Origin of the sequence: Salegentibacter sp. Hel_I_6, assembly GCF_000745315.1 — a bacterium.
Classification (GTDB): domain Bacteria; phylum Bacteroidota; class Bacteroidia; order Flavobacteriales; family Flavobacteriaceae; genus Salegentibacter.
On record NZ_JQNQ01000001.1, the window covers coordinates 922646 to 946974 of the forward strand.

11 protein-coding genes and 2 pseudogenes are annotated in these 24329 nt (G+C 38.7%); 5 read left to right on the forward strand and 8 right to left on the reverse strand.

All coding sequences use genetic code 11. The annotated features are described in order from the left end of the window. Positions 1-33 precede the first annotated feature (33 nt). Together FG27_RS04200 and FG27_RS04205 are read left to right on the forward strand one after the other, a co-directional pair. A complete protein-coding gene (locus tag FG27_RS04200; protein WP_037315926.1) occupies positions 34-468 on the forward strand; it encodes a DUF1896 domain-containing protein in 435 nt (144 codons plus the stop codon). After that, a complete protein-coding gene (locus FG27_RS04205; protein ID WP_037315928.1) occupies positions 455-5830 on the forward strand; it encodes an N-6 DNA methylase in 5376 nt (1791 codons plus the stop codon). Before FG27_RS04200 ends, FG27_RS04205 begins: the two co-directional genes overlap by 14 nt. Before the next feature lie 30 nt (positions 5831-5860). On the opposite strand, the pseudogene FG27_RS19335 reads toward FG27_RS04205, so the two are convergent. After that, a pseudogene (locus FG27_RS19335) lies at positions 5861-6114 on the reverse strand (conjugal transfer protein TraG); the annotation flags it as partial. Positions 6115-6437: 323 nt separating this feature from the next. Between FG27_RS19335 and FG27_RS04210 the strand changes: the two are divergent. Both FG27_RS04210 and FG27_RS04215 read left to right on the forward strand, forming a co-directional pair. Continuing rightward, entirely contained in the window at positions 6438-7925 is a 1488-nt protein-coding gene (locus FG27_RS04210; RefSeq protein WP_037315931.1) for a radical SAM protein, read from the forward strand. A 166-nt stretch (positions 7926-8091) separates the two neighbouring features. Next, complete coding sequence (locus FG27_RS04215; RefSeq protein ID WP_037315934.1) at positions 8092-8931, forward strand: class I SAM-dependent methyltransferase; 840 nt, start codon at positions 8092-8094, stop codon at positions 8929-8931. Positions 8932-9167: 236 nt separating this feature from the next. On the opposite strand, the gene mobC is transcribed toward FG27_RS04215, so the two are convergent. Continuing rightward, entirely contained in the window at positions 9168-11168 is a 2001-nt protein-coding gene (mobC, locus tag FG27_RS04220; RefSeq protein ID WP_037315937.1) for a conjugal transfer protein MobC, read from the reverse strand. A 345-nt stretch (positions 11169-11513) separates the two neighbouring features. Here mobC and FG27_RS18895 point away from each other — a divergent pair. Next, a pseudogene (locus FG27_RS18895) lies at positions 11514-12384 on the forward strand (IS1595 family transposase). 17 nt (positions 12385-12401) lie between these two features. On the opposite strand, the gene FG27_RS04230 reads toward FG27_RS18895, so the two are convergent. The 6 genes from FG27_RS04230 to FG27_RS04255 are packed head-to-tail and all read right to left on the reverse strand — an operon-like array spanning position 12402 to position 24077. After that, the gene (locus FG27_RS04230) at positions 12402-14093 is read right to left on the reverse strand and encodes an alpha/beta fold hydrolase (RefSeq protein WP_037315943.1); all 1692 of its coding nucleotides are present in this window, start codon (positions 14091-14093) and stop codon (positions 12402-12404) included. Between the two features lie 19 nt (positions 14094-14112). After that, positions 14113-17247 (reverse strand): efflux RND transporter permease subunit, encoded by a 3135-nt coding sequence (locus tag FG27_RS04235; protein ID WP_037321940.1) that lies wholly within the window; start codon positions 17245-17247, stop codon positions 14113-14115. Beyond that, on the reverse strand, positions 17244-18440 hold the full coding sequence (gene lepB, locus FG27_RS04240; protein WP_037315946.1) for a signal peptidase I: 1197 nt from the start codon (positions 18438-18440) through the stop codon (positions 17244-17246). Before lepB ends, FG27_RS04235 begins: the two co-directional genes overlap by 4 nt. 1 nt (position 18441) lies before the next feature. Beyond that, positions 18442-19932, reverse strand: a complete 1491-nt coding sequence (locus tag FG27_RS04245) for a TolC family protein (protein WP_037315949.1) — start codon at positions 19930-19932, stop codon at positions 18442-18444. After that, entirely contained in the window at positions 19922-22975 is a 3054-nt protein-coding gene (locus FG27_RS04250) for an efflux RND transporter permease subunit (RefSeq protein ID WP_037315953.1), read from the reverse strand. Before FG27_RS04250 ends, FG27_RS04245 begins: the two co-directional genes overlap by 11 nt. Before the next feature lie 25 nt (positions 22976-23000). Next, positions 23001-24077, reverse strand: coding sequence for an efflux RND transporter periplasmic adaptor subunit (locus FG27_RS04255; RefSeq protein WP_051935756.1), 1077 nt, complete (start codon positions 24075-24077; stop codon positions 23001-23003). Between the last annotated feature and the right edge of the window lie 252 nt (positions 24078-24329).

The following is a 24329-nucleotide window of genomic DNA, read 5'->3' on the forward strand; positions in this document are numbered from 1 at the left end:
GTTTTAAGTAAAATTCTAAAACAAAATTATAACATGGATACACAAAAAGACCTGTCGTATTTCAGGTTACGCTTGCAGGATCTATTACAGGTTAGTTTTCCCGAAAAAGCATACGACCAAAAATTTATAGACCAGCGTTCCACCTGGGCCGCCAATGCCTATGAAGGGGCCTTTTTATCTGGAAACCCTATATCACAATGCGATGAGATCGCCAATTACATCCTCTTTGAAGGCCTGCACTTCTCCAAATTCGATACAGTTTTTCAGGTGGTCTGCAATGAGTTCGATACCCTAATGGCAGATGAAGAACTGCGCCTGTTAGCCCTTAAAATGTTCCCGGTCTGTGAACCGATTTTTGCCAAGTATAAACTAACCGATGACTTCGCCTACGGTTATGAGTTTGATGTCCTCTACACTGAACTTACCGGAACCATCGCCCTATGGATTGAGGAGAATGCGCTTCCGTAAAAAGCAACACCTCCAGCAAAATATTGATGCCCTGCGGATTGCTTTTCAATTGGAAAAGGGAAAACAGCAAGCTACCTTAGGCGAAAGAGGGTGTATGATGCAATACAGCGGCTTTGGCGGTCTTAAATTCGTACTGAACCCCGTAGCGGAAGAAATAGACATCAATCATTGGAGGAAGAGCGAACACGGGTTTTTTCCACTTACCAGGGAACTTCATCAGGTTTTAAAAGAGAATGCCACAGATAAAAAGCAATACAAACGTTATGTGGACAGTTTGCGGAGTTCCGTACTGACCGCTTTCTTTACACCTCCACAGGTCATTGATGCAATTTCGATAGCATTGCGGGATAGCGGTCTGCATTTTAATAAATTCCTCGAACCCTCGGCAGGTATCGGCTCTTTTGTTCAGTCCTTTTCAGAAGACCAGCAATCCAAAGTTACCGCTTATGAAAAGGATATGCTTACGGGCAAGATTTTAAAACAACTTTATCCCCAAAGCAAGATCTGTGTGAGTGGTTTTGAGGAAATCCCCGAAAAGGAACAAAACACCTTTGATGTCATCGCTAGCAATATCCCATTTGGCGATACTTCTGTGTTTGACCTTTCCTATTCCCGAAGCAACTCCCCTGCGAAGGTACAGGCTGCCAGAAGCATTCACAATTACTTTTTCCTCAAAGGAACCGATATGCTACGTGAGGGTGGCTTATTGGTATTTATCACTTCGCAAGGCCTGCTGAACAGCCCAAAGAACGAACCCATACGCAGGGCATTAATGGAAAACAACAATTTGGTATCGGCTATCCGTTTGCCCAATAACCTGTTTACCGAATATGCCGGTACGCAAGTGGGAAGCGACCTGGTTATCCTGCAAAAAAATACGTTAAAACAAAACCTAACCCTAGCGGAAGAACTTTTTTGCCAAAGCAACCGGACGCAATACGATACACCGGCCAATGCTATCTTTCAGGACAGCACAAGGATTGTGCATACCAACCGGAAATTGGACACCGACCCCTACGGACAACCTGCTTTAATCTATACCCACAAAGACGGCGTTGCCGGAATTGCCACAGATTTGAAGCACATGCTTTCCGATGACCTTGGCAAGCATCTGGACCTGGCTTTTTACAAGGGCGAACGCAACGATAAGCACATTCTGCAAATTCCAATGCCAAGGGTTACAACTCCTGCTAGTCACCGATCAGAAACCCGGCGTTCTACAACCCCGACCGCCATTCAGGAAAATCCGAAGGAACCAAAACAGTTAAGCATTTTTGACCTATTTGAAATTGCGGACCAACCCATAGCGGTTGCTGCTACCTCAAAAAAGGCCAAAACAGCCAAAAGGCAAAAGGTTAAAAACAGGAGAACCGCAAATGGTCGCCAAACCAACCTGTTCAGCGGAGCAATGCAGCCTCCGGTTTCCAATCTGACTACCATTGTGGCGAAGGACGAAAAACAGGAATCCCCCGGCGATCTGTTTTCGGCAGTAAACGGGAAGGACCAACCTACAAAACCTACCGTTTCCAATACCCTTTCCGAACCTGGTTTATATAGTCAAGAATTACAAGCGTTTCACCGTAACGATTGCCTGGTCGTGGATAACGGCTGGGTTGGCCATTTGCAAGATGTTGATAAAAGTGAGGCTACTGCAATGTTCCACCCTTTGCGCTTACCGCCCTTGCAAAAAGCAAGGGCCGAAGCCTATATCGGGGTGCGCGATGTCTACCAACAGCTTTATACTAAAGAGGCAGAGCTTCAGATAGAACATAAGGAAGAACGGGAGCAACTCAATAGTTTGTACGTCGCTTTTGTCAAAAGGTACGGCAAATTTAACAGTGCCAGGAACATCAAACTGATCAAGACAGACAGCGCAGGTAAGGAAATGCCTTATTTGGAGCGTATGGTCGGGGGCGTGGTGCATAAGGCGGATATATTCAGCCGTCCGGTTACTTTCCCGACCACGACCTTGGCGACGGACAATCCCCAAGAATCCCTAGCGGCATCGCTGAACAAATACGGAAGGGTGGATTTGGGCTATATGTCCAAAACCGGCAATATGACTTCCGATGTGTTAAAAGAAGCCCTGAACGGTCGTATTTTCTACAACCCAATCGAAAAAGAATACCAGATATCCGAACGGTGGATTGCCGGCAATGTTGTGGAAAAGGCCCAACAGCTCAGTACCTATCTCGAAAACAATCCCGGTAACGTGGAAGCCCGGGGAAGCTTAACAGCCTTGGAAGAAGCACGGCCAAGACGTATCGAATTTGAAGAGCTAGACTTTAACCTCGGCGAACGGTGGATACCCACCGGAGTTTATGCCCGATTTGCTTCGCATTTGTTCGATACGGAAGTGCGTATCCATTATTCGGACAGTGCCGATGATTTTTCCATTCAGTGCAACCAGAAGAATGTACAGATATGGGATAAATATGCCGTCCAATCGCAAAGCAGAAAATTTGACGGAATTGCCCTGCTCAAACACGCCCTTGTTAATACCACACCGGATATCACCAAGAAAATAACGGTTGATGACAAGGAAGTCAAGGTACGTGATATGGAAACCATTCAGATGGCAAACACCAAAATCGACGAAATCCGTACCGCCTTTACCGATTGGCTTTACGCTCAGAACGATGAATTCAAAACTCGCCTTACGGATCAATACAACGATACGTTCAATTGCTTTGTCCGCCCGACCTATGACGGGAGCCATCAGGAATTTCCGGGATTGGACAGAAAAAGGTTGGGTATCGAAGACCTCTACGACAGCCAAAAGGACACCGTATGGATGATAAAGCTCAACAACGGTACAATATGCGACCACGAAGTAGGTACGGGAAAAACCCTGGTAATGTGCACGGCAGCGCAGGAATTGAAACGTTTGGGCCTGGCACATAAACCGATGATCATCGGGTTGAAAAGCAATGTTCACGAAATCGCCGAAACCTACCAAGCGGCTTACCCACACGCTAAAATATTGTTTCCGGGCAAGAATGACTTTACCCCGCAGAAACGGCAACGGATGTTTGGGGACATCAAAAACAACGATTGGGATTGCGTGATCCTTACCCACGATCAGTTCGGGATGATACCCCAATCACCCGAAATCCAAAAGGAGATCCTTGAGATCGAACTGGACAGTGTGGAACGTAACCTTGATGCAATGCAATCGCAAGGCAATGAAGTAACCCGGGGGATGCTCCGTGGGGCTCTCAAACGGAAGGAGAACCTTGAGGTTAAACTCAAAACCCTGCAACACAATATTGATAACAGGAAGGATGATGTGATGGACTTTAAAATGATGGGTATTGACCATTTGTTCATAGATGAAAGCCACCAGTTCAAAAACCTGATGTTCAATACACGGCACAGCCGGGTGGCCGGATTGGGCAACGCGGACGGAAGCCAAAAAGCACTGAACCTGCTGTTTGCCATCCGTACCATTCAAGACCGTTTGAATAGCGATATGGGAGCCACCTTTTTATCAGGTACGACCATCAGTAATTCCCTTACGGAACTCTACCTGCTCTTCAAGTACCTGCGACCAAGGGCATTGGAAAAACAGGGCATCAACTGCTTTGATGCGTGGGCAGCGATATATGCAAGGAAAACGACGGATTATGAATTTTCGGTAGCCAGCAATATCGTTTCCAAAGAACGCTTCCGTTACTTCATCAAGGTACCGGAGCTTGCCCAGTTCTATTCGGAGATCACTGATTATAGGATCGCAAGGGATATAGGTATCGACCGCCCGGAAAAAAACGAATTGCTTTATAATATCCCGCCAACACCTGAGCAAGAAATATTTATCGACAAGTTGATGCAATTCGCCAAAAATGGAGATGGAAGGCTTCTGGGCAGGCCTCCCCTGTCTCCCAGCGAAGAAAAGGCAAAAATGCTCATTGCTACGGATTATGCCCGCAAGATGTCTCTGGATATGCGGATGATCAGCAGTAAATATGAAGACCATCCCGACAACAAGGCTTCGCATTGTGCTGCAAATATCGCAAAGTATTACAATCAATACAATACACAGAAGGGAACGCAGTTCATTTTCTCCGATCTTGGAACCTACAAGCCGGGCGAATGGAACGTCTATTCCGAAATCAAACGCAAGCTCGTGCAAGACCACGACCTTCCGGCACACGAAGTCCGGTTCATCCAGGAAGCTAAATCCGACAAACAACGCAAAGAACTCATCAAAGGTATGAACGAGGGTAAAACCCGTGTGCTGTTCGGCTCCACGAGTATGCTCGGAACGGGGGTAAACGCACAGAAAAGGGCGGTTGCCGTTCATCATCTGGACACGCCTTGGCGGCCAAGCGACCTGGCACAACGCGATGGTCGGGCCATCCGAACGGGAAATGAAATTGCCAGGCATTTTGCGGATGATAAAGTGGATGTCATCATCTATGCCGTAGAAAAATCATTGGACAGTTATAAATTTAACCTGTTGTTCAACAAACAACTTTTTATCGACCAATTAAAATCCAACAATCTCGGCAAACGTACCATTGACGAGGGTAGTATGGACGAAAAATCGGGAATGAATTTTTCGGAGTATTTGGCCATTCTTTCGGGAAATACAGACCTGTTGGATAAAGCCAAAATCGAAAAACAGATTGCCGGATTGGAAAGCGAAAAGAGGGCATTTAACCGATCTAAGTACGGTGCCAAGAACAAGCTAAAAGACTTTACCGAACTCCGTGAGGGTGCAAAATCCCGTTTGGACCGTATGGGTCTTGATTGGAACAACCTGCAAGGGCGCATACAAAAACGTAAGGACGATACTATTGCAAATCCTGTTCAGTTGGACGGTCTGTCGCCCAATGCCGGTGCAAAACAGAGTGGGGCCAAACTCAATCAACTTGCGGAAAAATCCCGTACAGGAGGCCATTATCAGGAAATCGGAAGCCTGTACGGTTTTCAGTTATTGGTTAAAACGGAGGTATCCGAAAAAAAGGGCGTGAATATACGGTTAAACCGCTTTTTTGTAAAGGGCGAAGGCAATATCAAATATACGTTCAATAACGGAGTAATAGCAAAAGACCCAGAAACTGCATCAATGAATTTTTTGAGGGCATTGGAAAAACTGCCCGGCTATATTGACCGGGAACAAAAGAAAATTGCGGAAATACAAAAGGATTTACCCGTTCTTCATGAGGTGGTGGGTGGTACGTGGTCTAAAGAAAATAGATTAAACGAACTCAAAACGGAATTGGCGGCGATTGACCGGAAGTTACAACTATCCACTACGCCAGAACCTGAAGAAGAGCAAAATAATGAAAAAAAGGAAGGGGTTGCTAAACCAAATAATACCCCCGAGAACTGTTCTGTAGGTATAAAAGTCAGATAACAATATATAATAATACCAAAAATTGACTTTTCAATTGGATATCCCTTCTTGCACTAAATGTTGCAAGTTCGGATCAGTTTTGATACGCTCCATTTCGTTTCCACAATGTTGAGAATATCCAGTTTTACCTGGCGGTAATTGCTTTCAATCTCCTTTTTTATATTGTCCGCTCCGTTTTTATCTGTAAAGGATAAAATCTGCTGTATCTTCTGATAGGATTTGGTTTCGGTAGCTACTTTTTCATTGTCTACGATAATTTCAGCGTGAAAAATCTTTTGCTCGATAGATAGGCAGCTAAGATTTAATTTTTAAAATTAATAACACACAACTCTCTTATTGGAGAAATAATTTGTTTTTCTTAATTATTTATTATTTCTTTGAGTGGAGAATTAAATATGACTTATGTTTCTAATCGTCTCGTAAAAACAATCTTATCCATAGTACTAATATTTAAATCATTATAATTTTGTAGCTCATTAAGATTGTCAAGATTTTACTAAACAAGTTCTTTTTTTCTAATGTTGTCAATTACCAGTAATATTTGGAAAATGAGTTGATATTGCGACTTGATTTCAGGTGAAAAAAAGCTATCAAAAAAACTCATCACATGAATATTCTTCTTATAAACAGTCCTAATGAAATGGATAATTCGCTTGAAAATGCAAATTATTCCTTATTTCCTCATATTGGAATTGTACAATTAGCTACTCGTTTGGAAGAAGATTTCGGTAACCAGATTAATGTTGAGGTAATAGATGGAGGAATAAAAACACTCTCAGAGATTAAGCGTAAAATAGTATCATTCGAGCCTTCAATAGTTGGAATATCTGTCCTCACCCCTACCTATGGCGAGGGATTGAAAATAGCCTCCTTTGCAAAGAAAAGGAATGCAATCATCGTTTTAGGGAATGATCATGCCATTTTTTTCCCCAAAGAAATTTTGAATAATCGCCCTGAAATAGATTATATCGTAACCAACGATATTGCTGAACAGCCATTTTCTGATTTAATTTCATGTATTATTCATGAAACTTCCGTTGAGAAAGTAGACTCGTTGGCTTATAGGAATAATGGTGAAGTATTAATAAATCCAGTCAAACAATATTCTTTAAAAGATAGAAATACTATTCCGGATCTTGATTTTATCAAAAATGATCTTGATAAATATTCGAAGAAATATTATTCCCAACATGGGCAACTTCATGGTGAAGAAGTTAATGTAATAACTATAAATAATGCGAGAGGCTGCGAAAATAAATTACGATGTTCTTACTGTAGTATTGCAGATTTAAGAGTAACTACGGGGGATCCAGTACAATTTTGGGAAACAGTAACTCACTATCACGACAAGTATAATATTAATCTATTTTTTGAGGTGTATGATAGTTTTACTGCCAGCCCCAGATATATTAAATCATTACTTGAGAGCATGCCTACTTATGTTAAGCGTAAAATAAAGAATGGTAATATAGAATTTATGATTTATGCTCGAACTCTTGGATTATTAGCAAAGGATAATGTGAATAAATTTAAAGAATTAGGAGTAAGAAGAGTTAATATCGGATTAGACTCAGGAGATGCAGATATTTTAGAAGCTCAAAGAAAAAATAAAACCACAGACAAAACCAATATTGATGCCCTAAAGCTGCTGAGTAAGGCTGACATGTCTGTACATGGATCATTTATGTTAGGAGCCGCCGGAGAAACCGTTGCCACCGTAAAAAAAACCACTGGTCATATCAAAGAAGTAATGGAGATAGTTGAATTTTCTTCAATTGAGGTTTCAAGATTATACCCATTGCCTAATAGCCCAATATGGGATATTTTGGTTGATTATTTTAATCCTCAATTTTATAAGAATAGTGAAGAAATTGATAGTGTCCTGGCGAAATTAAATCTTTCTGTTCCTGTTGAAAAACATATGGAATTGTCCTCTAAATACCAGAGTGCCGATTTATTTAATAAGGAGGAACTAATGAGTGACTGGTATCAAAATTTCACTCATATTGATCAAGATTTTGCAGTTTCTGAGATTCAGAAACTAGATGATTTCATTGAAATGAAAAATATTCAGACAGGGAAAAATGTAGGCTAAATTTTATAATTGCCTTATGATTTTCAATAAAAAAAAATTAAAGAGGTTAGATTTTCTAATTTGGCTCTAAGAGGGAGAATATACAAACTTAAAGTTCTTTAATTAAAATGATGATCTATATTGTTATTATACAAGAGCCTCGATACTAGACGTAGTTAAATATAAGATGGGAAAAGAAAAAAATATAGGCATACACGAAACAGCTTTTGTTACATCAGCTTTTAGATCTTTCGATGAAAACTTAAGTCAGGATAACTTTGCTAAATTATGGCAAAATAGTAAGACAGAACAATGGATTGAGGAGTACCTGGATCAGGTTTCTTCTGAAGAAACCTATACCCATTGTTTAAGAAATAGATATTTTCTAGATACTATCAAAAAACTTGTAACCTCTGGAGAAGTGGAAGTTCTGATAAACTTTGGTAGTGGATTTAGTATGTATCCATTTCTGCTTGATGAAAATACAATTCATATAGAAATTGACAAACCAGAGATTGTTGACTACAAAATGGATAAAGTTAATCATTGGCAACGTAATTATGTTCTTCCAAAAAGAAATATTCATTTTATTGGTGTTGATTTTAGTACAAATTATAAGGAAGGCTTACTTTCAAAAATAAATGCTATAAAGGGAAAAAAGTCCAGTTTTATTTTGATAGAAGGCGTGTTATTTTTTTTGAGTAGAGCCGAAACAAATAGTTTGTTTAACTTTTTTGATATGATACAAAAAAGTGGTGATTATGTAGGAAGTGCTTCCTTCCAAGATACTTTAAAGAATACCGCAGCCTTTGAAAATTTATTGAATTTTTTTAATCAGAATGTATCCAAAACAAGTAAAAATGATTATCAAACGATCCAAGATGGATATTATAAATCAATGGTCAATTATACATTAATGGATCATCAAGATTATTATAGTCTTTCAGCGCAGTATAGGAATAAAATTAATCAGGATAGGAAACTGATTTTAAATGAGAATTTCTATTTACTTAAAAAAATAACATAAGAATTCATTTTTTAGCTCTGTTACCTAAGAGTTCTATTAATCATAAAAAAATATCCGAAGCTAAAAAGACTAAAAGAACGTTTTGAAAGTTTGTAGAAATATTTGTATCTATAAATTTAAGCTAGTGAGTTAAATTGGATGTTGAATTAAATTTAAGAAAACTATCCCTGCCTTAGTCAATATTTACTGAATAAATCTAACTGATTCACCCTCCCCTTGTTTTTAGATATAATGGATTACTCCTGTCGCACCAAATGTTGCAAGTTCAGATCATTTTTGATACGCTCTATTTCGCTTTCCACAATGTTCAAAATATCCAGTTTTACGTGACGATAACTGTTTTCAATTTCTTGTTTCATATTGTCCGATCCGTTTTCATCTGTAAAGGATAAGATTTGCGGTATCTTTTGATAGGCTTTGTTTTCGGCAGTAACCTTTTCATTATCGACGACAATTTCAGCGTGAAAAATCTTTTGTTCGATACGTTCATTGAAGTTGTCAGATACGGCTCCTACAAATATTCCCTGTGTAAGTGTTGAAATCTTGGAGGCCGGAATAAGGCTGTCCAATTGGGTCGAAATGGAAGTGGATTTGTCGTTCCGATTGATGGTCATACTCTGGCGTTTTTGCAACACTTTTCCGAAACGCTCTGACAAGTTCTTTGCAGTTTCCCCAACAACCTGTCCGCTGAAAATATTACCTACTGTATTCTGAATTACCTTGCTTTCCTTGTCGCCATAATCACGGGTCAATTGCGAATAATCCTGGAAGCCCAAACAAACTGCTATTTTATTGCTACGTGCCGTTGCAATAAGGTTATCCAGTCCACGAAAATAAATTGTGGGTAGCTCATCTATGATAACGGAACTCTTTAATTGCCCTTTTTTATTAATGAGTTTTACAATTCGTGAATTGTACAAACCCAATGCGGCGGAATAAATATTTTGACGGTCGGGATTGTTCCCCACACAAAGTATTTTTGGCGCTTTTGGATTGTTGATGTCCAAGGAAAAATCATCCCCTGTCATTACCCAATAAAGCTGTGGGCTGATCATCCTTGACAAAGGGATTTTAGCAGAAGCAATCTGTCCCTGCAGTTGGTCCTGTGCCCCACCCTGCCAGGCATCCATAAAAGGCGATAGGTAATTTTCCAGTTCGGGGTACGAGGTAAGAATGGTAAAAACATCCGTGTATTTTTTGTTCAGTAATTCAATAGCGTGTGGAAAGGTGCAGTATTTACCGTTCTCATAGATTTTCAAGAACCAAATAATGGCAGCTAACAAAATTATCGGGCTTTCCACAAAGAAATCGCCCTGCTTTTGTATCCAGCTCCGGTTTAGATTCAGCATAATGGTATAGGCCGCTTCATAGGCATCAGAGATGTCCGTCATAAAATCGGGATTGAGGGGATTACAACGGTGGCTCCTTTGTGGGTCGTCAAAATTGATCACGTAAAACTTAGGTTGTACCTTATACTTATCACTGTGTTCCAGTAGATGATTATAGGCGATGGTGGAAAGGTCGTCAAACTTAAAATCGTATATATACATCGAGAACCCTTTTTCAATGTGCTGTTTGATATAATTGTTGATAATGGTATAAGATTTACCCGATCCGGGGGTTCCGAGCACTATTGAGGCCCTAAATGGATTGACCACATTGATCCAACCGTTGTTCCATTTGTTCTTGTAATAAAACCTGGTGGGCAGGTTAACCGAATATTCATTTTCCATTAATTTGGTTTCTTGTTGAAAACTCTCGTTTTCATTGTTAAAAACATCGTCCATAAGGTTGTTGCGGAGCAGTCGGCTCATCCAAGCCCCTGCAACCATTAAAGAGATGTAACCCAAACCTGTCGTTAAAATATAAAGAAATGTGGCTGTGTTTAGGGATAACTTTAACAGTGAAAAGTTCAGAAAGAACATGACAAAGCCAATACCCAAAGCCAAATATATCTTGCCCCAAGTAATTTTTTCGTCTTTAACTCCTTTTGTGCCCACACAGCTTAAAGCCAATAATAACAGCGCAAAAATTTTGGTATAAAGTGTATGGGAAAACAGTCCGGCAGTCCGGTTGAAATTGATGAGTATCTTACCTATAAGTTCCAATGTCCATCCACGTTCGGCAAAGAAGCCGTAACAGAACCAATAAAAGTTCATCAGCACAATAATAATGCTTACCGCCCGTAGAAAAGCCATTATTTTGGCAAGCCCCCTTAAATCATCCTCTCCCTGCATTTTTTGAAAGATTAAAGTTTGGGCGGGAATGTATGGGCTATTGTTTGTGATTAATCAGAATTGGAACTATTTGGCTTGGATTGGTTGTTTTTGGCATTTAACTCATAGTAAAAAAACTTACTCAACAAACCAGTTGTTATATAGATTACCTTTTACTGCATTTTATAGACTATCACACATAAAAATTCTCCACTCGCACCTAATTATTTTTAGTATTTCTCAATCATTTTCATCTTATAAATTATTCTGGAATTGAGAATTAAATGATAACTTAATTTGTATGCCTGTAAATATTCCTAATTAGCGAAAATATCCTTTATTTGAATAAAATAACTAAATTTAGTTATGGATATATTTTCATTTGGAGTTCATTTTACTGACGAAAAAGTTGTGGCTTACATTCTAAAGAACAGCGAGATAAAAAAGGAGTGGTATGCAATCGATGGGGATCTACCGAGCATTATTGGCTTCAAAACAAATGGCGTTACCAGTGTAAGTCTTGTACGGCAAGGATTTCTTTGCGTAGTGGTACTATCCTGGAGAGTTCTAAATTATCATTTATGATCTGGTATAAAACCATTTTTATTTTAAGCACTACCAAGAAGGGATTTCCCAGTAAGGAGATCCAGCGGCAAATTGGTCTGAAGCGCTATGAGCCGGTTTGGACAATGGTTCATAAACTCAGAAAAGCAATGAGGTAAAGAGATGATCGCTATACCTTGGAAGGTATGATTGAAATGGATGAAGATTATTTCACTATCTAGGCTAGTAAGCATGATCCAATGTTATGGTAATGGTTGAAAGCACTGTATTAGAAGACATCGATACTGGTGGATAGGCAGTGCAGATATTTTAAGGCAAGAGTCCTTGATAACCACAAAGCTGAAGGAACTGACCATACCTTGAAAAAGGCAATTGATAAGGAACAAGTTATTGTATTTACAGACAAAAGCACCTCCTACCTTGATATCGCAGATTATGTAGAACTCATATCTCTGAAAAATCCAATGAGACAACTACCAAAGAAATACTTAAATGGGTACACATTGCCATTAATAATGCAAAACGGAATTTCGCTGGAACCTACCATAAAATTAAGAAAAAACACCTGCAATTATATCTTAATGAGTTCGTTTACAAGTTAAATAGACGATATTTGGGGAACAAAATATTTGACAGGTTTGTGATAGCAAGCATTACAGCAAGTGGACACTAAGCCGATATACAAAAAACTTAATTTTCTAAAAACTTTATTATCTTATTTATAGATTTAGTTAAACTATTTCTCCGTCTTATATAATGCCCCTCATTCTTTAAGATTAATAATTCAACATATGATTCTCGTTGATAATTATCTATCATATTTATTTTCAAATCATTCAAAGCAAAATCCTTAATACCTGAAATGAACAAAAAATCCTTATCAGAAAAATTAAAATCAGAAGCTGTATTAAAAAGTGGTAATCCAGAGAAGTCAATGATTTTGCTTACAGAATTTGGATATTCTTTAAGATAAGAATGAGCTAGTTTTGCCCCATAACTTACACCTAAAATCACAAATTTTTCATCCTCAATCTTTAATTTTTCTTTAACGCTATTAATATTCTTGCTTATATCGTCAATTTGTAAATCTAATTTTAATTTTGAGTCTTCTATATTTCTCATTTCAAAACTATTCCCCATACCGGTTGAACCTAGATAATTAAGGGCTATAATTCCCCATCCAGCTTTATTGATATAATTCATCAAAACATTATATCTAGGCGAAATTTGTTCGTGAGGACCACCATGCAGCCAAACTACCCACCCTTTTATTTTTTTATGTTTGGGCAAGAATAAATAGTGATAAACACCTTCATCGGTTATAAAAGGCTGGATTTCACTACAACTATCTTCCTGTTCCAATTCTTCTTTTGATTTTTCTGGATAGCTTTCCCCATTAATTAAAAAATGTTTAGGCAAATCGATCCCAGCAAAAAGATTTATTCGTAAACTATCATTCGAATAAAACTGGTAGGATACACCATTCTTTTGCGGTATTTGTTTTCTGAGCTCTCCTTTTGAATTAAGACTGTAATCTAATATCGAACCTTTGGTATTCATCCTAAATTCCACAATTTTATTGGATTTTAAACTGGGTGAGTAGATATCACTATCAAAAGTTATGGAATCCAGTGTTTCTTTTGACAAAATATTCAATTTATAAATAGAGCTAATCCCTGAATGGTCAGAAATAAATGACAGTATTTCGTTTTTATTATCGAACATTTTGGGCACATAAGATTTTGAAGGAGAAGACCATATTTTATTATAACTAAATTTACCGACCTCCATCATCCATATATCCGAGTCACTATCTTCCAAGAAAACTAAATCTCCATTTTCACTCCAGCTAAAGCTTTTAAAAATTCTTTCGGATTTATACAAAAATTTCCTTTGTTCCACATCAAAAAGTCTGAGTCTCCCAGAGGATAAGAACGCTACAATATTATGTTTAGGGGAGAAAACCGGATTTCCATCGTCAATGGTCGGGCTTTTGGTGATATTAAACGCTTTATGATCCTTCAATTTATATATAAAAATATCATAAATTTGATTCCCATTGTCGTCTGAAACAAATGAAAGATAATTTCCATCTTGGGATACAGACCTTACAAAAACATCTTGCTCTAAATTAGTTTGAAGCTTTATCGATTTTTCTAACTTGTGGGTCAATCCTAACTCATATATATTGAATAAATTTTCCTTATTTGAAGAATAATATAACTTATTATTGATTTGAGAAAAAACAAAATGACTGTTAATTTCCTCGGGAATGTTTTTTATTTTTAGATCTATTTCCTCCTTTTCGGTACATGCAGAAATAATTAAGACAAGCGATAGAATAGTACAACAAGGAAAATATTTTTTCACTATAATTTTCATATAAAATCACAAATTCAATTTACTTCCTATAGACCAGTAGTGGCAAGTACAGGCATATTCCTATTAACGAAAACAATAACCCTCCAATGGACCCAGCCGCAAATGAGAACCAAAAAACCTCTTCCTGACCGCTCCACACAAATGGGATCAAGCCCCCAATAGTAGCCATAATAGTTATTAAGATTGGAATGATTTTATGGTTATAGGCTTTCAAGTACAAAAGGATGTATTGTTTTTTTGGGTATTTCTTTTTGAGTATGTTGAAATCATTGACAATATATAATGCTGCATTCACACTGATTCCACTTAACAAGATAAAAGATGCATATCCCCCTTGATCAAAATTGAAATCAAACATGTAAAAAGTGAGAAAAACTCCGATAAAAGAAATAGGTATCATACTTATAATAGCCAGAGGTTGTATCAGGGACTCCAGTAAAATTGAACAGATAAAAAAAATAATACCCACAATCACAAAGAGGTAATAATACTGTTTTTTGTCTTTTTTGTTCCAATACTCATAGGAAGGCAGAGTTACTTTATAACCAATAGGCAATATTTGGGAAAGTTCTTCTATACGTTCCTCTTTAAACTTTTGAGCCAATGGTCTTGGCCCTATAAAATCAAACTCTACGGTCAGTTGGTACTGCTGATTTTTTTTGCTTATAGTGTTCCCAGTTTTTTTTCGGGTTATAGTAGCCAATTTCCCAATCTTGTACTGATCCTCTCCAATTATTAATGGTTCATTATTTAGGTCCCAAACCTTCATATTTTCATATCTATTGGAAACCAGTTTTACATCCTGGAGGTCATTATTATTAATTACTGGTTGTAAAAGGCTATAATGTAATTGATTTCTTAAAGCATTGTACATTTGGGAAGCCCCTATATTGGACAAGGTCATTTTTTCGGGGTCGAATTCAAGATAATATTCCTGGAATACATCTGTATTCCGGCCGCCACTTCTAATTTCAATCTCTTTTACGCGGCCATTAGATTGGTCCAGGAGTTGTTCCCCTAGCAATTCTGCGTAATTGTAAAGATTATCATAATTATAGCCTTCTAAATGTATACGATCGCTTTTAAAGCTATTTCCCAAAGCATTTGAGAAACCGCGTCCTACCCCGGTTACACTCCAATCAAGCCCCCCTAAGCTAATCGCCTTCGATTCCAGTAAACTTTTTAGAGCGTAAGGGAAGCTACCTGTTTCGTCTTCCTCCTTAAAATAAATATTTATACTGGAGTTACGATAACTGTTTATCCGAGTCTCAAAAAGCTCCACTTCTTCAAAAGAACCAATATACCTTTCCATTTTCCTAATAACATCATTGAGCTGCTCTATAGTATGTCCTTCCGGCATCCTTCCGGAGACTCGAAGACTGGTGCGCTCTGGTTCGGCATAATAAGAGTTCTCGAAGACGTTTTCGATAAACAATCGCAAGCTTCCGCCAAGGTATTTCTCCAATCCTGGCCGAAGTTCAGCACGGAACCATTCCTCTCCCAGAGTATGGTTATAGATTTTGGCCACCACCCCTTTTCCTTCTATTTTGTCCGGGGCCAGATGCAAGGGAAGCCCAAATCCTAATATTACTATTAACAACATAGTCCATTTGATAAACGGTTGCCTGATATTTTCTAAAAATTGAGCATATTTTTTGGACACCCATAAGAGACGTCTTTTGCGTTTCCTTGAAAATCTATTATTTCGACCTTCCAATTGGAATTTTTGCATTAGGGCGGGAACCAAATAAAGGGCGACTAGAAGAGAAATTCCTAAATTAATAGCGATAACCAGCGCAAAATCCCATAAGTTGGCACGCTGCGATTCCTCTAGAAAGAAGATAACCATTACCGCACCAATAGTAGTGAGTGTTGCTGCCAGTATAGCGAGAAAGGCTCTCTTATCGCCATTTTTGCGCAAGTGATCCATCATAATAATGGTATTGTCTATGATGATCCCGAAAGATATAGTTATACCAGCAAAAGAATACAACTGCAGATCGATCTCAAACAGATAATAAAGAATCACTGCTACCAAAAGATTGATAAAAATACTTAGGAAAAAAATACCGATGTATTTCGCGTTTCGGTAAAAAACAATTGTAAAAATTAATAAGATAACCAGAGAAAAAAAGCTCCGCCATTTAATTTTCTGTAAGTCTTCTGAAAGTTTAGAAATGGGGTCATAGGTGAGTTTCAACTGATAGCTGGGGGGCATGGTCTGCTCAAGCTCCTTTACATATTCTTTTAATTCCCGGCTAAGGCGAATAGAATTCACCCCTTTTTCCGGAAATATAACCATATTGATTGTGTTTTTTCCGTTGATACGATAATATGCATTAACCGGTCCCTCCTGAAAACGTACTTTTGCTATATCTCGAAGATAAATTACCCGTTCACCAGAGGTTCCAATCACAATTCCCTCAAAATCCAGCTTTTGTGGGTCATGGTATTCCAAACTTACAGAGATTTCCTGAGAAAACTTTTTTTCATTTGTCGTTACCTTGGCTCTACCAAGTTCATTACGACTAAAGTGTATATTTATGGCCTGGGAGACTTCTGATGCAGAAATACCCAGTTCAAAAAGCTTATGAGCATCATAGGTAATCACCCATTCATAAGGTGCGGCTCCATAGACATTTACCTCACTTATCCCATCCATAAGGGAGAGTTTCGGCACTAAATTTTCATCCACATACTTTTTGATAAAATAGGGACTTCCGTTAGCATTGATACTATAGGAGAGAATGGAAGATTGGCCTTCGGATTCCAGGCCCATCGATAAATGAGGATAGCTTATCCCATGGGGAAGTTTTACGTAGGCCTGACGGATAAGGGTGGCTAGTTCAAAACGAACCGCATCCATATCAGTATTTTTTTTGAAATTTATACTGATACTGCCGCTACCTTTTTGGGAGGTAGAGCTAATGTCTTTTACCTCTTGCATTCTATTAAAAAGCCCTTCCAGCTTCGAAGTAACTTCTTGTTCGATTATTTTAGCCGATGCATCTGGCCAGGAAAAAGAAACCTCTATCGTTTCTACAGCCGATGAAGGCTTTAACTGGATACTTAACAAGGGAATGAGACTTCCTCCCACAATTGCCAGGGAAATAAAGATGGTAATTATACTGAAAGGAGACAGGCTAGTTTTCATCTTATATATGCTATAGGTTTTAGAAGCCTGTTCCATTGACTTTCATCCTCAGTAGTAGAAAATAGGATTAGCGGAACTTTTCCTATTATATTTTCTTTAGGAATAAAACCTACATATCGGGAATCAATAGAACCCTTACGGTGGTCTCCCATCATAAAGTAGTAGTCTTTAGTAAAAGTATATTCTTTTACCTGCTTTCCGTCAATATAATATTTGCCGGACTTCTCTACTAGTTTGACCTCCTCATATAAGCTTATTGCCTTAGCATAGAGTGCAAAGGTTTCTGGTTTTAATGAGAAGGTAGTCCCTTTTTTGGGAATTCTAAAAGGTCCCAGGTTATCGAGTGTCCAGGAATTTAAAGGAGGCTCTGCAAAAAGTTTCCTTTCCGGATGCAAGGTGTCTATAGCTAAATTCAGTTCATTCACCCCGGGTATAGTTTGAACCTTCTCTTTTTCCAAAATTGTAAAATCTCCCCTCAATGAGTTTGGAAAATTTCCACCTGGGGATACTGCAAACTCAAGGCCCAGAGAATTCAAGCTATCATACAAAACACTTCTTTCCGTTACCTGGAAGTCATAAATATTTTTAACCGTCTTGGGGTCATCATAAATTTTCTCATTGGTATAAACAACTCCATCAATTACCTGAAAATCATCACCTGCTACGCCCACACAGCGTTTTACAACAAAAAATGATGGCCTAAGCTCATAGACCAGAATATCACCCTGCTCTATTTCTTGTGCACCTTTGAGCCTGTGGTAAGACCACCACGGTTCATCAATTATTTCTTTAAAGTCCTCATTGATAAGTAAGAATAGGTTTAACCAGCGAATTTCACCGAGTTTACGAGGCATTATGGGACCATAAGCCAGTTTGTTTACCAAAATGACATCCCCAGGAAATATTGTTTTCTCCATTGAACTGCTGGGTATTCTATAGATGTCCAACAGAAAAACCTTTATGGAAGTAATCACAATAAAAAAATACAGAATTCCCACCAAAACTTCCAAAATTTGTTGCAGGCGGGTAAACTTTATTGCTGAAATAGCCGTTTGGATAAGCCAGTAACTACCCATTCCCAAAATTATAAGTGCTGACAGCCAGTACAACCCAAAAAGTAGTGGAAAAAGCACCAGTAATGTTAAGAGCAGGGATTTCCAGTAAGCTTTTATTTTATTGATTACACCTCCCATGCTAATCGATTTTTAACAGTTGATCAAAATCTTCGCTCAAGGGGGTTCCCTTAATAAAGTTATACAAGGTAATTTGTTGCACTTGGTAATAATATTCCCAATATAGTTGCAAGCTTTGAATATACTGCTCTGTTGCTGTTTGCCTGGCAGATCTGGCACTGGTAAGTCGTAAAACATCTACTTGACCGGAAAGAAAACGTTTTTCCGTGATCTGATATGATTCTTGAGCTATATTACGAGCCCTTAGCGCAGCCAGAACCTGTTCCTCTTGCAAGTTGAAATTGGCAACTGCCAGGCGAAGATTTCGCGAAACGTCATTTCTATCCTGTTCTACTTGGATATCAGCCAGCTCCCGTGTCATCTTTGCCATTTTGATATTCCCCTTGCGCTCGCCCCAGTCAACTATTGGCATACGGAACTGAATAGCAACAATCTGCTGGTCCAAAAAATGACCATATGCATTCTCAAAGTGCTCAGCTTGTTGGTTAAGTCCAAAACTTGCGTTTACAGACAAATTAAATCGGTTATTTTTTATAGCCTCGTCCAGATCCCGATCCGCGTGGATTTCTTGGATTTGAATATCTAATAAATCAGGGTTATTTTGCTTAGCCAAGTGCTGGGCCTCTTCCAAACCTATTTTAAGATTCGGAATCATTTCAGGAAGCGGAGGAGAATGTTCAGGAAGATTTTTTAGGTTCAAAAATAATTTTAAATCTGAAACAATCGTTTCAAGATCTTGCTCATAACGGGTTAAAGTTGTAGCAGAAGTAAAATTCTCAAGTTCCAGGTTCAGCAATTCGTCCTTTTCAATTGAACCTAAATCATACCTTTTTTTTCCAATTTTATATAGACGGGCTGCAGCCTTTTTATTTTCCTGGGCGATATCTACCTTTGTGCTGGCCAAAGCCCATTGAAAAAATAAAGAAACAGTATGCATATTAATTTCTTGCTGATTGACGATATATTCCTTTTTCGCTTTTTCTAGTTCAAGCATAGCTGTTTTTTTTTGCCATTTCAAAGCATTAAATGCCATAATAGGCTGCACAATTCCAAGCCTTACAGGGGTTATATTATAACTTTGCAGGCGGTTTTCTCCGTAATTTACCAAACGACCGAAACTGGAACTTAAATATACAGAAGCCCCAGTCAACAGGATATTTTGATTGACTGATAACCGGGCAAAGGAGTTTAAATTTTGTTGTTGTCTATATACATCTATATTTAAATCGTCATCGTAGCGTTCCACAAATGAGCGATTATATGAAAAAGGCTCTAATTCCAAGTCAAGGCTGGGCAATAGGCTGGATTTAAATGAGCGGTAACGCCAATACTCCAGAGCATATTGCCGTTTGGCTCGGAACGCCTGAAGCGAACGCTCCCTCCCACTTTTCAGTAAGTCAGGCAGACTCCAGCCATCCACCTCCTGTGCGTTTATGGATATCCCACAGAGCATAAAGAAAACAAGGTATAAAAGAATTTTTTTATGAAGCATGTTGCTTGTTTTTTGTCAAAAAATAATAGAGTAATGGAATAAAATAAAGACTTACCAGCGTACCTAGTAGCATTCCCCCGATTAGCGCAATGGCCAATGGAGCCTGTAATTCTCCCCCGAGCCCCCCTGCAAAGAGTACAGGAACCAAAGCCAGGATGGTGGTAAGACTAGTCATTAAAATTGGTTTAAGCCGTCTTTGACCTGCCACCAATAAGGCTCTTATTAACCCATAGCCATTTTTTTGTAACTGAATAATGGTATCTAACTTTAATATGGAATCGTTAATGATGATGCCACACATTACCACTATTCCTATCATAGACATCAAATTCAAGCTCATGTCAAAAAACCATAAGAAAGAAAAGGCGCCAGCCATGGAAAGTGGAATTTCCAATAAAATGATAAGGGGTAAAGTAAGAGATTCAAACTGAGTAGCTAATATAAAATACAAAAGGGCCAGAGTAATAGCCAGGACTAACATAAGCTCTTTTATAAGCTCACGGCTTTCAAAATAGCTACCTGTAAAGTTAACATCAAAACCCGGGGACGTTTTAAGAACTTTTTGAATCTTCTGGATTGTTTCTTGTTCCTGGTCATTTTCTGCTTGAAAATTAAAGGGATAATACATTCCTTCTTTTCCTGCGGTTATCGTTCTAAAGTCTTTAGTCAAACTCTCACTTAGAAAGTTCCCAACTTTATAGTACGTACTGTCATTAGCCCTTACCAGGGTATGTTCCAGTACCTGGTCAATGGCTTGTTCTTCTGCACCCAGAACAACCGGTACAAAGTCCTGGTTGTCCACTATCGTCAAGACATGTTGTTGATTAAAAGCATTCACCAGAGCGGTGTTAAGTTGCGTTGGAGTAATTCCATACAATTCCATTTTAGCAGCATCTCCTTTTAAGGTAATCTGCTCTTCCCAGGAAAGGGGCTCGATGGGAGTATTTGGAAAAGCTTTTTGAAGCTTCCCCCATAAGGTTTCTAATTGCCCATTAGGGTAACTAACATGTCCGGTGGGTTGAATTCTGGCAGTAATAGGAGCTTCCCCTGTCGTAAAAATCAGGTTGAAAATATTGTCGACTTCCTCCATTTCCATGACCGCCCCGGGATAACGCTGTAAAAAATGATTAACTTTTCGCTGAACCTCTTTGAGTTGTCCAGGAGAATGGGCCTGGACATAAATCTCAGCTTCTGAAGTTGTAGCCTGCGCCCCTTTGGTCATCAGGAATTGTTGTTGCCCCACCTGGGCATTGTAATTATCAATTTCTTCTTGCCACACACCGGCCATTTCCATTACTCTTTTTTTATTTTCCTCAATATTCAGAGATTCGTTCCAATCTATGGCAAATATTTTCTCAGTCGTGGTAAGCTCAGGAATTTTTTGTTTGGGAAGTAGTAAGAACAAGCCGACCGAAACCAGTAAAAATAGAACACACAACAATCCCATCATGGCTTGTCTTCTCATCACAAATCTAAACCCTTTCTCATAGAGACTTCCATAATCCCAGACATTCAGGTTTTTCGAGAATAAGGTCACCCCTCCACTTGCATTTTTCAAATGTAAAAGTCGATAAAGCACAGGAAGCAAGGTAGTAGAAACTAATAGGGAAACAACCAGTCCGATCCCTATAGCCAAGGCCTGATCGTAAAATAAAGCTCCGGCCATTCCACTAAGAAAAATAAGGGGCACAAAAACTGCACAGGTAGTCAATACAGCGCTCAACAAAGGTTTAAAAACCTCATTGGTGCCTTTTTCACAAGAAACGGAAAGAGAGTGTCCCCGTTCCCTGTACTGGGTTATATTATCTATCACAATAATCGCATTATCTATCATAAGTCCGGTGCCCAAAATAAGACCGGAAATGGAAATAATATTAATGGAAATGTCCAGTAGATAAAAGAACAACAGACTCACCACCAGGGATACCGGTACACTAATTCCGATGAGAAGAGGGGACCTAAAATCCTTGAGGAAAAAGAACATGATTAAAAATGCAAGACTAATGCCCCAAAACAAGCCTCTACCGAGGTTTCCAATAGATTCCCCCAATAGTTTGGTCTGGTCACGCCCTATGTTAAATGCAATCTCCGGGTAGTCACGCTCCATCTGGTCTATGGAAGTCTTGAGTGACTCCTTTAATGCAGACATTCGTATATCCCCTTGTTTTATGATGGCCATGCTAATGGCCTCCTGGTTGTTATAAAGGACAAGCCCACTACGTTTTTGGGGTTGCTCCCGAATTTGGGCTAGATCTTTTAGCTGAAATAGCCGATCATTGATATTAAGGTAGATGTTGCCAATGCCTCTTATGTTTTCCAGGTTAAAGGCCATCCGCAAATTGTACTGGTATTGGCTGTCTTTTACCAGGATACTGCCAATTTCTACATCTTGCCTTTTAAGAGCAGCTTCCAGGTCGTTAATCCCGATGCCCAGGGCCCGCATTTGGTTATGATCCGGGACTATAAGTATCTCAGGAGCGATAAGCCCATTAATATCTATCATGGCTACTTCTGGCAATTGCTCAATACGTTTCCGTATTACCCCACTAACAAAGCGATTAAAATCAATGTATTTTTGACTGATCTCCCCTTTTTCTTTAGTGCTCAAATCATCTTTCAAGGTTAAATTCAAATAAAAGACTGGGATGTCTGAAGCACTGGCCTTAATAACTCGCGGTCGTTCCATATCACGAGGTAAATCGGACATGGCTCGGTCTATTTTTTCATTAACTTCTATAAAGGAATAATCAATCTTATTTCCATGCTCGAAAATTAACCGAATGATAGCACTCCCGTTGTTGGTTTCGCTTTTGATATCTTCCAGATGGTTTACCCGCATCAGACTGTTACGCAAGGGGCGAACCACGGCACCTTCGAGTTCCCTGGCAGACATATCGGCACTTATCTGTACCGTTACCTCTGGAATATCAGCATCGGGCATCAGGGAAACCGGAATATAATGCCAGGCTACCAAGCCTAAGATAATAATGGCAAGGGTAGTCATCAAGACAGCAATGGGTTTATAGAGAAGGAAACGTACCATACAAACTGGGATAAGAGGGGACGGACTAATTTTTTTGTTTTATTTCCACTTCACTATCATGGGCTAAGTTTAGGTTGTCTGTGACAATTACTGTATCCCCTGCCTTTAAACTGGCACTACTTTTATCGGGATGAGCGACAACAGAATAAGATGTACTATTTTCTCCAGTAGTTTGTACATAAGTCCAAAAAGCTTTACCGCTGAAATATTTAAACAACACCTCCTGATTTTGGCGAAGAATTACAGCGCTTTTGGGTACTACCAGTTTATCAGAAATTGCTTTTTGTATACGCACCTTTACATTCATTCCTTCCAGAAGTTTACCATCATTCTTTATTTGGGCCTTTATTTTAACCATTCCATTTTTTTCCACAATCGGATTGATACTATTGATTTTGCCTTGATAAGCTTGCTCGGAATCAAAAGCCAAAATTTCCACATTTTCCCCCTCGCTTACCTGGTCTACCTCGGACTCGAGTAGGAAAAACTCAACTTCAAACACCCTGTCGTCAATTAATGTTAGTACCCGGCTTCCACTACTTACCTGCTCGTACTGTTTAAACTGAATATCTGCCACTTTCCCTGTAAAGGGTGCCCGCAAGCGAGTAGCTTCCAAATCGGCACTGGCATTTTCAAGTTGATTTTTTGCTTGCAAATAGCCGGAACGAATCGAGGCCATTTCATATATATTATTTGGAATACTATCGCGGTTGGACAGGTCATAGCCCCGTCCTACAAGCATATCTTCAAATTCTAGGTGCGCTTTTTTATACCCTATCTCCGCATTAGAAAGCGCCTGCTGGTATTCAAAGGGGTCCAGTTCTGCCAGCACCTGACCTTTTTGAACCAGATCTCCATTTTCCACAGCCAGACTTTGCAAAGAACCATTTACCCTAAACTTCATTAAAGTTTTTTGGTTGGCAACAAGTTTACCATTAGATAGAATTTCTTTTTTAAATAATTGGGGTTGCAGCACTTTTATTTCGACTTCGTTTTTCTCCGGTACGTATTGCTCTTTATCAATTATTTGAGAGTTATCCTTCTCAATATCAGTGCAATTAAAACAAGAAATAATTATAATAGCGATAATAATTTTTTTCATAGTAGTTAAAGTATGGAGCTAATTGGTTTGAAATTCCGATAAATGTTTTCTTTAAAAGATTTTGATAGGTTCTTTCTCAAGTAAAAATTTTTAATCCTTAAGTATTACAGCTTTTAAAAATTCTAGAATAAATAATTCACCTTGAAGCCTCTTCAAATAAAATACTGGCAAGTTAAATAATCCTATTAAGGGATTTAAAAATTATTCTGACACAAACTGTTTTGGCAATTTCCTTTTTTGATTATTGATTCT